The organism is Aestuariimicrobium ganziense, from assembly GCF_015352975.1.
In the GTDB taxonomy this organism is placed as follows: Bacteria; Actinomycetota; Actinomycetes; order Propionibacteriales; family Propionibacteriaceae; genus Aestuariimicrobium; species Aestuariimicrobium ganziense.
Map to the genome: position 1 here is coordinate 122,195 of NZ_JACYIZ010000009.1, position 11,725 is coordinate 133,919.

12 protein-coding genes and 1 pseudogene are annotated in these 11,725 nt (G+C 68.2%); 6 read left to right on the forward strand and 7 right to left on the reverse strand.

Features of this window, described 5'->3' with window-relative positions; genetic code table 11:
• Positions 1 to 9: 9 nt before the first annotated feature.
• A pseudogene (gene purN / locus IE660_RS14775) lies at positions 10 to 543 on the forward strand (phosphoribosylglycinamide formyltransferase); the annotation flags it as partial.
• On the opposite strand, the gene IE660_RS16650 reads toward purN, so the two are convergent.
• On the reverse strand, positions 481 to 669 hold the full coding sequence (locus tag IE660_RS16650) for a pentapeptide repeat-containing protein (RefSeq protein WP_407929036.1): 189 nt from the start codon (positions 667 to 669) through the stop codon (positions 481 to 483). The pseudogene purN and the gene IE660_RS16650 overlap by 63 nt on opposite strands.
• Here IE660_RS16650 and purH point away from each other — a divergent pair.
• Both purH and IE660_RS14785 read left to right on the forward strand, forming a co-directional pair.
• A complete protein-coding gene (purH, locus tag IE660_RS14780) occupies positions 668 to 2,227 on the forward strand; it encodes a bifunctional phosphoribosylaminoimidazolecarboxamide formyltransferase/IMP cyclohydrolase (RefSeq protein ID WP_203569141.1) in 1,560 nt (519 codons plus the stop codon). The two genes, IE660_RS16650 and purH, sit on opposite strands and share 2 nt — an antisense overlap.
• A gap of 26 nt (positions 2,228 to 2,253) precedes the next feature.
• On the forward strand, positions 2,254 to 2,607 hold the full coding sequence (locus IE660_RS14785) for a DUF3017 domain-containing protein (RefSeq protein ID WP_203569142.1): 354 nt from the start codon (positions 2,254 to 2,256) through the stop codon (positions 2,605 to 2,607).
• Between the two features lie 94 nt (positions 2,608 to 2,701).
• Here IE660_RS14785 and IE660_RS14790 read toward each other — a convergent pair whose 3' ends face one another.
• Positions 2,702 to 3,703, reverse strand: coding sequence for a malate dehydrogenase (locus IE660_RS14790; protein ID WP_203569143.1), 1,002 nt, complete (start codon positions 3,701 to 3,703; stop codon positions 2,702 to 2,704).
• A gap of 210 nt (positions 3,704 to 3,913) precedes the next feature.
• Here IE660_RS14790 and IE660_RS14795 point away from each other — a divergent pair, with 210 nt between their 5' ends.
• Positions 3,914 to 4,132: a hypothetical protein gene (locus IE660_RS14795; protein ID WP_203569144.1), complete on the forward strand. Its 219-nt coding sequence runs from the start codon at positions 3,914 to 3,916 to the stop codon at positions 4,130 to 4,132.
• A 75-nt stretch (positions 4,133 to 4,207) separates the two neighbouring features.
• Here the strand turns inward: IE660_RS14795 and IE660_RS14800 are convergent, their stop codons facing one another.
• The 3 genes from IE660_RS14800 to IE660_RS14810 all read right to left on the reverse strand — a co-directional run bounded on the left by IE660_RS14800 (position 4,208) and on the right by IE660_RS14810 (position 7,270).
• Entirely contained in the window at positions 4,208 to 5,863 is a 1,656-nt protein-coding gene (locus IE660_RS14800) for a solute symporter family protein (RefSeq protein WP_203569145.1), read from the reverse strand.
• Position 5,864: 1 nt separating this feature from the next.
• Positions 5,865 to 6,239 (reverse strand): DUF485 domain-containing protein, encoded by a 375-nt coding sequence (locus IE660_RS14805; RefSeq protein ID WP_203569146.1) that lies wholly within the window; start codon positions 6,237 to 6,239, stop codon positions 5,865 to 5,867.
• A 158-nt stretch (positions 6,240 to 6,397) separates the two neighbouring features.
• Entirely contained in the window at positions 6,398 to 7,270 is an 873-nt protein-coding gene (locus IE660_RS14810) for a formyltetrahydrofolate deformylase (RefSeq protein WP_328701983.1), read from the reverse strand.
• Positions 7,271 to 7,325: 55 nt separating this feature from the next.
• On the opposite strand from IE660_RS14810, the gene IE660_RS14815 reads away from it, so the two are divergent.
• A complete protein-coding gene (locus tag IE660_RS14815) occupies positions 7,326 to 7,889 on the forward strand; it encodes a uridine kinase family protein (RefSeq protein ID WP_203569148.1) in 564 nt (187 codons plus the stop codon).
• A 65-nt stretch (positions 7,890 to 7,954) separates the two neighbouring features.
• Here IE660_RS14815 and IE660_RS14820 read toward each other — a convergent pair whose 3' ends face one another.
• Positions 7,955 to 8,167 carry a peptidoglycan-binding domain-containing protein gene (locus IE660_RS14820; protein WP_328701984.1) on the reverse strand — a complete coding sequence of 71 codons (213 nt, stop codon included), beginning with the start codon at positions 8,165 to 8,167 and terminating at the stop codon, positions 7,955 to 7,957.
• A gap of 151 nt (positions 8,168 to 8,318) precedes the next feature.
• On the opposite strand from IE660_RS14820, the gene IE660_RS14825 reads away from it, so the two are divergent.
• On the forward strand, positions 8,319 to 10,535 hold the full coding sequence (locus IE660_RS14825) for an NADP-dependent isocitrate dehydrogenase (protein WP_203569149.1): 2,217 nt from the start codon (positions 8,319 to 8,321) through the stop codon (positions 10,533 to 10,535).
• A 141-nt stretch (positions 10,536 to 10,676) separates the two neighbouring features.
• On the opposite strand, the gene IE660_RS14830 is transcribed toward IE660_RS14825, so the two are convergent.
• A complete protein-coding gene (locus IE660_RS14830; RefSeq protein WP_203569150.1) occupies positions 10,677 to 11,183 on the reverse strand; it encodes a hypothetical protein in 507 nt (168 codons plus the stop codon).
• Positions 11,184 to 11,725: the final 542 nt, after the last annotated feature.

Genomic DNA, 11,725 nt, shown 5'->3' on the forward strand with positions numbered 1-11,725 from the left:
CGCGTCGTGGTGCTGCTGTCGGGCAGCGGCACCCTGTTCCAGTCGATGCTGGACGCCTTCGACGCCGACTCCGGGGTGCAGGTCGTGGCCGCCGGCGCCGACCGTGAGGCATCCGGGCTCGAGCGGGCCCGCAGCCGCGGCATCGCCACCTTCGTCCACCCGCTGCCCAAGGGCGCCGACCGGGCCGCCTGGGACGCCGACCTCACCGCCCTGGTCGCCGAGCACGAGCCTGACCTGGTGGTCAGCGCCGGCTTCATGAAGCTGCTCGGTCCGACCTTCCTGGCCCGCTTCGGCGGACGAACGATCAACACCCACCCGGCCCTGCTGCCGTCCTTCCCCGGCATGCACGGCCCCCGCGACGCCCTGGCCCACGGGGTCAAGGTGAGCGGCGCGACCGTGTTCTTGGTCGACGCCGGCGTCGACACCGGCCAGATCCTGGCCCAGGGCGCGGTCGACGTGCTGCCCGATGACACCGTCGAGTCACTGCACGAGCGCATCAAGGTGGTCGAGCGCGACCTGCTCGTCCGCGTCGTCGCCGACTTCGCCCGCGATCACCTGGCACCCCAGCACAGCACCGATCAGCACAGCACCGATCAGCACAGCACCGATCAGCACAGCACCGATCAGCACAGCACCGATCAGCACACCAAGAGATGAGGAACCAGTCATGAGTGAGCGCGCCCCGATCAAGCGGGCCCTGGTCTCGGTCTACGACAAGACCGGACTGGTCGAGTTGGGTCGCACCCTGGTCGAGGCCGGTGTCGAACTGGTCAGCACCGGCGGCTCGTACCGCCAGCTCACCGAGGCCGGCCTGCCGGTGACCGAGGTCGCCGAACTGACCGGGTTCCCCGAGTGCCTCGACGGCCGGGTCAAGACCCTGCACCCGCGGGTGCACGCCGGCATCCTCGCCGACCGCCGTCTGGAGTCACACCGCTCCCAACTGGACGACCTGGGCGTGGCACCGTTCGACCTGGTGGTGAGCAACCTCTACCCGTTCACCCAGACCGTGGCCTCGGGCGCCGATGTCGACGAGTGCGTCGAGCAGATCGACATCGGTGGACCCTCGATGGTGCGTGCCGCGGCCAAGAACCATCCCTCGGTGGCGATCGTCACCTCACCTGAGCAGTACCCGCAGTTGGTCGAGGCCCTGGCCCAGGGCGGCTTCACGTTGGCCGAGCGCCAGCAGTTGGCGGCCCAGGCCTTCGTCCACACCGCCAGCTACGACATCGCGGTCGCCTCGTGGATGGGCTCGACCCTGACCGACTCGTCCGGTGGCGACGGGTTCCCCGCCTGGATCGGTGGGGCGTGGACCAAGGTCGGCACCCTGCGCTACGGCGAGAACTCCCACCAGGCTGCCGCGCTGTACTCCTACCCGGCAGGGCCGGCGGGCATCACCCAGGCCGAGCAGGTGCACGGCAAGGAGATGAGCTACAACAACTACACCGACGGTGATGCCGCCTACCGCGCCGCCTTCGACTTCGACGAGCCCGCGGTCGCGATCATCAAGCACGCCAACCCCTGTGGGGTGGCGGTCGGCGCCGACGTGGCCGAGGCCCACCGCAAGGCCCACGCCTGCGACCCGGTCAGCGCCTTCGGTGGGGTGATCGCCACCAACCGCCCGGTCAGCGTCGAGATGGCCGAGCAGGTGGCCGAGGTGTTCACCGAGGTGATCATCGCTCCCGGCTACGACGAGGGTGCGGTCGAGGTGCTGAACCGCAAGAAGAACATCCGGATTCTCGTTGCCCCGCCCTACACCCACCGCGAGCGCCAGTTGCAGCCGATCTCGGGCGGTGCGCTGCTGCAGCAGCCCGACCGTATCGACGCCGACGGCGACGACCCGGCGAACTGGCAGTTGGTCTCGGGTGAGGCTGCCGACGAGCAGACCCTGGCTGACCTGGCCTTCGCCTGGCGCGCCTGCCGTGCGGTCAAGTCCAACGCGATCCTGCTGGCTCACGACCAGGCCTCGGTCGGCGTGGGCATGGGGCAGGTCAACCGTGTCGACTCGTGCCGGCTGGCCGTCGAGCGCGCCGGTGAGCGAGTCAAGGGCTCGGTGGCGGCGTCCGATGCGTTCTTCCCGTTCAGCGACGGCCCGCAGATCGTGATGGACGCCGGGGTCAAGGCGATCGTCCAGCCCGGTGGCTCGGTGCGCGACGAAGAGACCATCGCCGCCGCCAACGCGGCCGGGGTGACCATGTACTTCACCGGTACTCGGCACTTCTTCCACTGAGCGTGGTGTGGTGAGAGGGGGCGCTGATGGACGAGCCGGGCACGGTCGACGAGACCACCGCTGCGAGTGAGTCGCGGGCGGCCCGGATCACCGCGGCCGCAGCCGAGCGCTCACTCAACCAGTGGCCGCTGCTGGTCGTCCTCGCGGGCTTGGCCGCCAGTTGCGTCGTGCTCGCAACCGGGCACTGGCGTCGAGGTGCCTTCGCCGCGGGCTGCGCGGTGCTGTTGGCGGCCGTGCTGCGCGCGGTGCTGCCACGCCGGGTCGCCGGGCTGTTGGCGGTGCGGTCGCGCTGGTTCGACACCCTTGTGCTGCTGGTCTGCGGCGCGGCGATGCTGGTGCTGACCCTGGTCGTGCCGCCGTCGTCCCCGGTCACCCCTTGACCCCCTCGGAACCCGAGCCCGGACGCATCAGCGGCGGGAACCGCAGCGTTGGTGCCACGGTTCCCGCCGCTGATGGGTCGACGGGGGAGGGGACTCAGATCAGGCCGAGTTCCTTGACGGCGTCGCGCTCCTCGGCGAGTTCGGCGACCGAGGCGTCGATCTTGCTGCGGCTGAAGTCGTCGATCTCGAGACCCTGGACGATCTCGTACTTGCCGTCGGTGACGGTGCACGGGAAGGACGAGATCAGGCCCTCGGTGACGTCGTAGGAGCCGTCGGACGGCACGGCCATCGACACCCAGTCGCCTTCGGGGGTGCCGAGCACCCAGTCACGCATGTGCTCGATGGTGGCGTTCGCGGCGGACGCGGCCGAGCTCAGGCCACGGGCCTCGATGATCGCCGCACCACGCTTGGCGACCGTCGGGATGAAGGTCGACTCGATCCAGGCCTGGTCGTTGACGGCCTCGGCGGCGTTGCGGCCGTTGACCTCGCAGTGGAACAGGTCGGGGTACTGGGTCGAGGAGTGGTTGCCCCAGATCGTCATCTTGGTGATGTCGTCGACCTTGACGCCGAGCTTCTGGGCCAGCTGGGCCTTGGCGCGGTTGTGGTCGAGGCGGGTCAGGGCGTTGAATCGCTCGCGGGGGATGTCGGGGGCGTTGCTCATCGCGATCAGGGCGTTGGTGTTGGCGGGGTTGCCGGTGACCAGGATCTTGACGTCGTCGGCAGCGGCGTCGTTGAGCGCCTTGCCCTGGGTGGTGAAGATGGCACCGTTGGCGCTGAGCAGGTCGCCGCGCTCCATGCCGGCCTTGCGGGGCATGGCCCCGACCAGCATGGCCAGGTTGGCGCCGTCGAAGACCTTGGTCGGGTCGTCACCGATCTCGACGCCGGCCAGGGTGCTGAAGGCGCAGTCGTCCAGCTCCATGACGACGCCCTCGAGCGCCTTCAGGGCCGGGGTGATCTCGAGCAGGCGCAGTTCCACGGGGGTGTCGGGACCGAGCAGTGCACCGCTGGCGATACGGAAGAGCAGGCTGTAGCCGATCTGACCGGCGGCGCCGGTGACGGCCACCTTGACGGGAGTGGTCACGTTTGGGGTCCTCATCGTTGAGCGTGGAGGTCCCGTCGACGACGGGGCCGCTGACACTGGCGACTCTATCGAATGCCCGTGGGCCTTCACGGCCCGGGCTGGTGAGCAGCCGGACCGGGCTCGGATGTCTTTCGGCACAGTTCCCGCGACAAAACTCTAGACGCTACATTTCGACCGACACCGAGGTCTCGCACAGATCGTGCGAGTTCGCTCGAGAGCATCACCATGAGTGTCGGACGAATGATGGCGGCACTGATGCTGCCGCTGGTGGCGGCTGGATTGGTCACTGCCACCGCACCGGGAGCTGCCGCGGCGCCCGGCACCACTGCAGCGGTGCTACCGGCGGAGGAGTTCGCTGCGGAGATCACGGGTCGTCTGATCATGCGCAACTGGGGCACCCGCCCGATCGGTGTGGGCAGGTGGTGGAGGCGGGCGCTGTGGTGAGGACTGTCATCCACCCGGTCCCGCACGAGAGGCGCGTCGGCCGCGTGGCAGGGGTTCCTCCCCGCGACCTGTGACTCAGTGCGCAATGGCTCCTTCTGCGCCGGCGCCGGTCATCGAGCGGACCTCCATCTCGGCGGCCTTGTCGAGATCTGGGGTCTCCTTCGACAGCACCGTGCCCAGCCAGCCGAGGAGGAAGCCGACCGGCACCGACACCAGGGCCGGGTTGTCGAGGGGGAACCAGTCGAAGTTGGCGTTGGGGAACATCGCAGTCGGGGCGCCCGAGACGGCGGGGGAGAAGATGATCAGCCCGATCGCGCTGATCAGGCCGCCGTAGATCGACCAGACCGAACCCTGGGTGTTGAACCGCTTCCAGTACAGCGAGTACAGGATCGAGGGCAGGTTGGCCGAGGCGGCGACGGCGAAGGCCAGCGAGACCAGGAAGGCGATGTTCTGGCTCTTGGCGGCGATGCCACCGACGATGGCCAGGATGCCGATCACGATCACGGTCATCCGGGCGATCTTGACCTCCTGGGCCGGGTCGGCCTTGCCGTCCTTCATCACGGCGTTGTAGATGTCGTGCGCGAACGAGGCCGAGGCGGTGATCGCCAGGCCGGCGACCACCGCGAGGATGGTGGCGAACGCGACGCCGGCGATGACGGCGAGGAAGATCGTGCCACCGATGCCCTGACCCGGCAGCCAGTACGCCAGTGCGGGTGCGGCCGCGTTGGCCTTGCCCGGCAGGGTGTTGATGGTCGGTGCCCCGACCAGCCACGCCGCGCCATAACCCAGAACGAACGTGAACAGGTAGAAGGCCCCGATCAGGCCGATCGCCCACGACACCGAGCGGCGGGCCTCCTTGGCTGTGGGCACGGTGTAGAAGCGCATCAGCACGTGCGGCAGGCCGGCGGTGCCGAGCACCAGCGCGATCGACAGCGAGATGAACCCGAGCTTGTTCGAGCCGTACTTGCCCATCGGACGCATCAGGTCGGTGCCGGCCTTGGCCTCCTGGGCAGCGGTGTTGGCGTTGCCGAACAGCGACGACAGGTTGAACCCGACCTTGGCCAGCACCCACAGCGTCATGATCCCGGCGCCGAGCACCAGCAGGATGGCCTTGATCATCTGCACCCAGGTGGTGCCCTTCATGCCACCGATCAGCACGTAGGCGATCATCAGCGCACCGACGATGACGATGACCAAGTCTTGCATCAACGAACTCTTCACGCCCAGCAGCAGCGAGACCAGGGCACCCGCGCCGGCCATCTGGGCCAGCAGGTAGAAGAACGACACCGCCAGGGTCGAGGTGGCTGCCGCCATCCGCACCGGGCGCTGGCGCATCCTGAAGCTGAGCACGTCGGCCATCGTGTACTTGCCGGTGTTGCGCAGCGGCTCGGCGACCAGCAGCAGTGCCACCAGCCAGGCCACCAGGAAGCCGATCGAGTAGAGCAGGCCGTCGTAGCCCGACAGGGCGATGGCGCCGACGATGCCCAGGAAGGACGCGGCCGACAGGTAGTCGCCGGCGATGGCAAGACCGTTCTGGCGTCCGTCGAACTGGGCGCCGCCGGTGTAGAAGTCGGACGCCTTCTTGCGTCCGCCCTGGCTGACCCGGATGACGATGGTGAGGGTGACCACGACGAACACCGCGAAGATCGCGATGTTGGCCCACGGGTTGCCCAGCTTCACCTCGAGCGGTGACTGGAGGAGGGGAGCGATCTGGAGCAGGGGAGCGACCATGTCAGATCCTGCCTTCCAGGTCGTCGCGCACCTTGGCCGCGATCGGGTCGAGGTTCTTGTTGGCGTGGCGGATGTAGAGCCAGGTGATGCCGAAGGTGGTGACGAACTGCAGCAGGCCCAGGATCACGCCGATGGTGATGTTGCCGATCACGCGCGTGGTCATGAAGTCGACCGCGTAGGTGCTCAGCAGCACGTAGGCGAAGTACCAGATCAGGAACGCGGCACCCAGTGGGAAGGCGAAGCGGCGAAAACGCGAGCGCAGTTCGGCGAACTCGGCCGAGTCCTGCACTTCGCGGAAGGCTGCCGCGCCGGTGGTCTGGGAGGTCGAGCCGGGCGAACCGGGCGTGCCGAACTCGTGGGGTTCAGGTGTCGACATGGGCGCTCCTCTTTGAACGCGGTCGAGGTGTCGTCGGGCAGAGCCGACAGCACCGGGAATGCGGTGTTGGCGCTCAACCTAGTGGCAGGGAACCCGGCGGTGGAACGGCGCCACGAGCCTTCGGCGTGTGGTCTTCGTCACAGGAGCACAGGTGCTGGTCAGCGGAACACGACGGTGCGTGCACCGTCGAGGAAGACCCTCTTCTCGGCAAACAGCTTCACCGCGGCGGTCAGCGTGCGCGACTCCTCGTCCTGACCGATCTCGACCAGTTGGGCGGCGGTGCGGGTGTGGTCGACGCGGACGACGTTCTGCTCGATGATCGGCCCCTCGTCGAGGTCGCTGGTGACGAAGTGGGCGGTGGCCCCGATCAGCTTGACTCCGCGGGCGTGGGCCTGGCGGTAGGGGTTGGCACCCTTGAACCCGGGCAGGAACGAGTGGTGGATGTTGATCGCGCGTCCGGACAGGAACTCGCACAACTCAGGCGACAGGATCTGCATGTAGCGGGCCAGCACCACCAGCTCGACCCGCTCGTCGATCACCACCTGGCGCACGCGCGCCTCGAACTGGGCCTTGGTCTCGGGCAGCACCGCATGGTGCTCGAACGCCACCCCGTAGAAGGCGGCCAGCCCGCCCAGGTCGGGGTGGTTGGCCAGTACGCGGGGCACCTCGATCGGCACGTGGCCCGAGCGCTGCCTGAACAGCAGGTCGTTGAGGCAGTGGCCGGCCTTGCTGGCCAGCACCAGGGTGCGCAGCGGGCGACGCAGCTCGGTGAGCTCCCACTGGGCGTCGAAGTCGGCGGCGACCCGGCCGATCAGGTCGGCGACCCGGTGGCGGTCGCGGGCGGTCTCGACCTGCAGGCGCATGAAGAAGCGACCGGTGTCGATCGACGAGAACTGCTGCAGCTCGGTGATGTTGCCATCGGCGGCCACGCAGGCGCCGGTGACGGCGTGGACGATGCCGGCCCGGTCGAGGCACGAGAAGGTGAGCACCCAGTGGTGGGGGGCCTCGGGGGTGGTGTCTGCTGCTGTCACCCGGTCATTGTGCCAGTCGGGGCAGGCTCGGCACGGCTGTGCCACAGTGGGGACCATGTCGCACGATGCTGCCCGACTCGACCACGCAGTGGCCTGGCTGCTCGATGCCCTCGACCAGGGGGCGCAGTGGCTGGCCATCGATGGACTGGGCGCCTCGGGCAAGTCCACGCTCGCCGACCGGGTGCTGGCCGCCGCGCCGCAACCACCGATCGGACGAGGGCTGGCGCTCGTCCACCTTGACGACTTCACCCGGCCCGGCACCGTGGGGTGGGAACGTGACCGGTTCCGTGAGCAGGTGGTCGATCCGCTTCGGGCGGGGACGACCGCGCGCTACCAGCGCTGGCACTGGACCTCGGACGAACCAGGTGACTGGGTCGAGATCCCGGCCGCGTCGGCGGTGCTGGTCGAGGGGATCGGGGCCACCGAGCCGCCCGAGGGCGTGGCGTGGGACCGGCTGGTCTGGCTCGCTGCCGCACCCTCGGTGCGCACCCGGCGTGCCGAACAGCGTGATCCCGGCAGGTTCGGCTGCTGGTCGTCCACCTGGCGCCCGATCGAGGACGAGTGGTTCGTCCGCGCACAGCCGTGGCGGATCGCCGATCTGGTCTGGGTCGCGAACTGAACCGGTGACGACGTGGCCCCGAACCGTTGCAGGTCCGGGGCCACGCCGTGTGTGGGTTGTTGGTGTCAGCGTCCCCGCTGCAGGGCCGACCAGGTGTTGACCCCGACGATGCCGTCACTGACCAGTCCGACGCGGGTCTGGTAGGCCTTCACGACCGAGGCGGTTCCGCTGCCGAAGACGCCGAAGACCAGGTCCCAACTGAAGGCGCCCATCGTCCCGGTCTCGTGGATGTGCAGGTCGACCGGTCGGCGGTACTTCTCGGCCAGGCCGAACACCACGTCGAGGTGGCCTCGCCGCCCCAGGGACGCACGTCGCGCAGCACGGTTCGCATGGCCTTGAGCCTACGAGCCACCTCGCCGGGCGGTGGGTGGCCGAGGTCCGGAGGCGGTAGTTTGGGGTCACCGCCCACGTCAGTGTTGAGGAGACCCGATGTCGCAGATCATCCACTGGACCAAGATCGACGAGGCGCCTGCCCTGGCGACCTACTCGTTCCTGCCGATCGTCCAGGCCTTCGTGGCCGGGACCGGTGTCGAGGTGGTGACGGCCGACATCTCGCTGGCCGGCCGCATCCTGGCCCAGTTCCCCGAGCGGCTGCAGCCCGAGCAGCGGATCGACGACAACCTGACCAAGCTGGGTGAGCTCACCCTGCAGCCCGAGGCCAACATCATCAAGCTGCCCAACATCTCGGCCTCGGTTCCGCAGCTGAAGGCCGCCATTGCCGAACTGCAGGGCCAGGGCTTCGACGTGCCCGACTACCCCGAGAACCCCGCGGGTGCCGACGAGACCGAGGTCGCCGCCCGCTACGCCAAGGTGCTCGGCTCGGCGGTCAACCCAGTGCTGCGCGAGGGCAACTCCGACCGCCGTGCCCCGGTGTCGGTGAAGAACTTCGCCCGCAAGCACCCCCACCGCCTCGGTGCCTGGACCGCCGACAACCGCGCCCGGGTCGCCACCATGACCGACGGCGACTTCTACGGCAACGAGCAGTCGGTGGTCACCGACAAGGCCACCACCCTGCGCATCGAGTTGCAGCAGGCCGACGGCTCGACCACCGTGCTCAAGGACGGCATCAGCACCCTCGACGGTGAGATCGTCGACGGCACCTTCCTCAGCGTGGCGAAGCTTCGTGACTTCTACGCCGCCCAGGTCGAGGCCGCCAAGGCCGAAGACCTGCTGCTGTCGCTGCACCTCAAGGCGACCATGATGAAAGTCTCAGACCCGGTGCTGTTCGGCCACGCGGTGAGCGTGTTCTACGAGCCGGTGCTCACCAAGTACGCCGATGCCCTGGCCAGCGTCGGGTTCAACCCCAACCAGGGCATCGGAGACCTCTACGGCAAGATCTCGAAGCTCGACGAGCAGACCGCCGACGCGATCCGCGCCGACATCACCGCGCTCTACGCCGAGCGTCCCGCCCTGGCCATGGTCGACTCCGACAAGGGCATCACCAACCTGCACGTGCCCAGCGACGTCATCATCGACGCCTCGATGCCGGTGGTGATCCGCGACTCTGGCCAGATGTGGAACGCCGACGGTGGCCAGCAGCAGACCTTGGCGATGATCCCCGACCGCTGCTACGGCCCGATGTACCAGGCCGTCATCGACGACTGCCGCACCAACGGAGCGCTCGACCCGGCCACCATCGGCACCGTGCCCAACGTGGGGCTGATGGCGCAGAAGGCCGAGGAGTACGGCTCGCACCCGACCACCTTCGTCGTCCCGGCCGCCGGCACCGTCAAGGTCATCGACACAGCCACCGACGAGGTGCTGATGAGCCACCAGGTCGAGGCCGGTGACATCTGGCGGATGAGCCGGGTTCGCGACATCCCGGTGCAGGACTGGGTCAAGCTCGCGGTCACCCGGGCCCGTGCCACCGGCGCACCGGCGGTGTTCTACCTGGACGCCAACCGCGCCCACGACGCCAACGTGATCACCAAGGTCAAGGCCTACCTGACACACCACGACACCGAAGGTCTGCAGATCGAGATCCTCGACCCGGTCGCGGCGATCACCTTCTGCCTCGCCCAGATCAGGGCCGGCAAGGATGCGATCTCGGTGACCGGCAACGTGCTGCGCGACTACCTGACCGACCTCTTCCCGATCCTGGAGTTGGGCACCTCGGCCAAGATGCTGTCGATCGTGCCGCTGCTGGCCGGTGGTGGGCTGTTCGAGACCGGTGCCGGTGGCTCGGCGCCCAAGCACGTGCAGCAGTTCGTGGCCGAGAACTACCTGCGCTGGGACTCCCTGGGTGAGTTCTCGGCGCTGGGGGCCTCGCTGGAGCACCTGGCCACCACCTTCGACAACCCCAAGGCGCAGGTGCTGGCCGACGCCCTCGACGTGGCGATCGGACGATTCCTCGACGAGAACAAGTCGCCGGCGCGCAAGGTGGGCCAGATCGACAACCGTGGCAGCCACTTCTACCTGGCCATGTACTGGGCCGACGCGCTGGCCGCGCAGGACGACGACGCCGAGCTCAAGGCCCGGTTCGCCGAGGTGGCCGCCAAGCTGCACGAGGGCGAGGAGCAGATCAACGCCGAGCTGATCGGTGCCCAGGGAAGCCCGGTCGACATGGGTGGCTACTACCACCCGTCGGACGAGCTGACCGCCGCGGCGATGCGCCCCAGCGCCACCCTGAACGCCATCATCGGCTGAGCAGGCTCAAGCGACTGCCGTGGCCTACGAGCCGGTCCCTCATGGCGGCGGCACAGCTGTGGCTCCGCCGAACCCCTCGATGTACATCGAAGGACTTGGTGGGGAGACGCGCGGGCACAGTTCGAGAGCCGGCGCGGGGACCTATCGTTCCTCGTCCTGGAGCGCCCCAGCGGTCGCCGCGGCGTTCGTTGCCTCCACCGCGTCCTTCACAGCCTGCAGCGTGGGGGTGTCGCCCATGCCAATGTCGACAAGGGTCCGCTTGAGCATCAGGGCGGCCCGTCGGACCGCGGCATGGCCACCGTCGATCATGGCGAGGCGCAGGAACTCCTCGCGGATCCAGCCCTTCGGCGGCCTTGGAGGATCGGGGTGCACGCGAAGGCCCAGCAGCGCGAGTTGCCAGCGAGGCATGCTTCCTCTGCGGGAGGCAGCGCCATCATCGTCCAGCAACCAGCCATTCGCGAGCAGCGAGAAGGCCGCCAGTGGACTCGAGCTTGCCCAGAGCGCGTCCCATGTCGGATCGACAATGTCGCGCTGCCACCTTCTGCTGGCCAGGTTGGCGCCTGCGGTGACGTAGCCCAAGTGGACCTCGTACCACGGATCAAGCCGCTCGTGGGGCTTGATGAGGATCGAGTCAGCGGCCGAGGCCATCTGCGGTTCTGTGAGGATGGGCCTCAGTCGGACTTCCACACCAGTGGCCCATGGCCTCCCCCTCTTGGGATAGAGACCCTGGTGCACGTAATCCCCCCGAACGGGCCGACCGATGATGTCGGCGCTCATCTGTCCGCAGGGGCACCTGCACGTGGCGGCCTCCCCGGTCAGGCGGACGCCCCAGTGGTCGAACTGGTCGCCCCTGCCACAGACCAGACGCTCGTCCACCTGTTCGAAGAACTCGTAAGTGCCGACCTTGCCCCTCATTGCCTCCACCAACTGAGGAACAGTCACAACCCGAACTCGTGATGAATGCGCCATATTCACTTCCCCCAGAGCGCGCGGTGCCCACCGAAACTACCCAGGTAGCCGATGGCCGGACCACCTGCGGGTGTCCCGCACATATCCGCCAGGCTTCGGGTAGTAGGTCGCTATGTGTACGAAGGTGCCATTGCCCGCACTTCCTCGACTGATTCTAGAATTGTATATCCAAGCTTGTGTTGGCGAGGGTGCGGCCCAGCTTGGCGATCTCGGGGATCGGG

Excerpts from the sequence above, each read along its gene's own strand:
- IE660_RS14805 (WP_203569146.1), bottom strand. The coding sequence starts at position 6,239 with ATGTCGACACCTGAACCCCACGAGTTCGGCACGCCCGGTTCGCCCGGC.
- IE660_RS14795 (WP_203569144.1), top strand. The coding sequence starts at position 3,914 with ATGAGTGTCGGACGAATGATGGCGGCACTGATGCTGCCGCTGGTGGCG.
- IE660_RS14830 (WP_203569150.1), bottom strand. The coding sequence starts at position 11,183 with ATGGCCTCGGCCGCTGACTCGATCCTCATCAAGCCCCACGAGCGGCTT.
- IE660_RS14790 (WP_203569143.1), bottom strand. The coding sequence starts at position 3,703 with ATGAGGACCCCAAACGTGACCACTCCCGTCAAGGTGGCCGTCACCGGC.
- IE660_RS14825 (WP_203569149.1), top strand. The coding sequence starts at position 8,319 with ATGTCGCAGATCATCCACTGGACCAAGATCGACGAGGCGCCTGCCCTG.
- IE660_RS14800 (WP_203569145.1), bottom strand. The coding sequence starts at position 5,863 with ATGGTCGCTCCCCTGCTCCAGATCGCTCCCCTCCTCCAGTCACCGCTC.
- IE660_RS14815 (WP_203569148.1), top strand. The coding sequence starts at position 7,326 with ATGTCGCACGATGCTGCCCGACTCGACCACGCAGTGGCCTGGCTGCTC.
- purH (WP_203569141.1), top strand. The coding sequence starts at position 668 with ATGAGTGAGCGCGCCCCGATCAAGCGGGCCCTGGTCTCGGTCTACGAC.
- IE660_RS14785 (WP_203569142.1), top strand. The coding sequence starts at position 2,254 with ATGGACGAGCCGGGCACGGTCGACGAGACCACCGCTGCGAGTGAGTCG.
- IE660_RS16650 (WP_407929036.1), bottom strand. The coding sequence starts at position 669 with ATGACTGGTTCCTCATCTCTTGGTGTGCTGATCGGTGCTGTGCTGATC.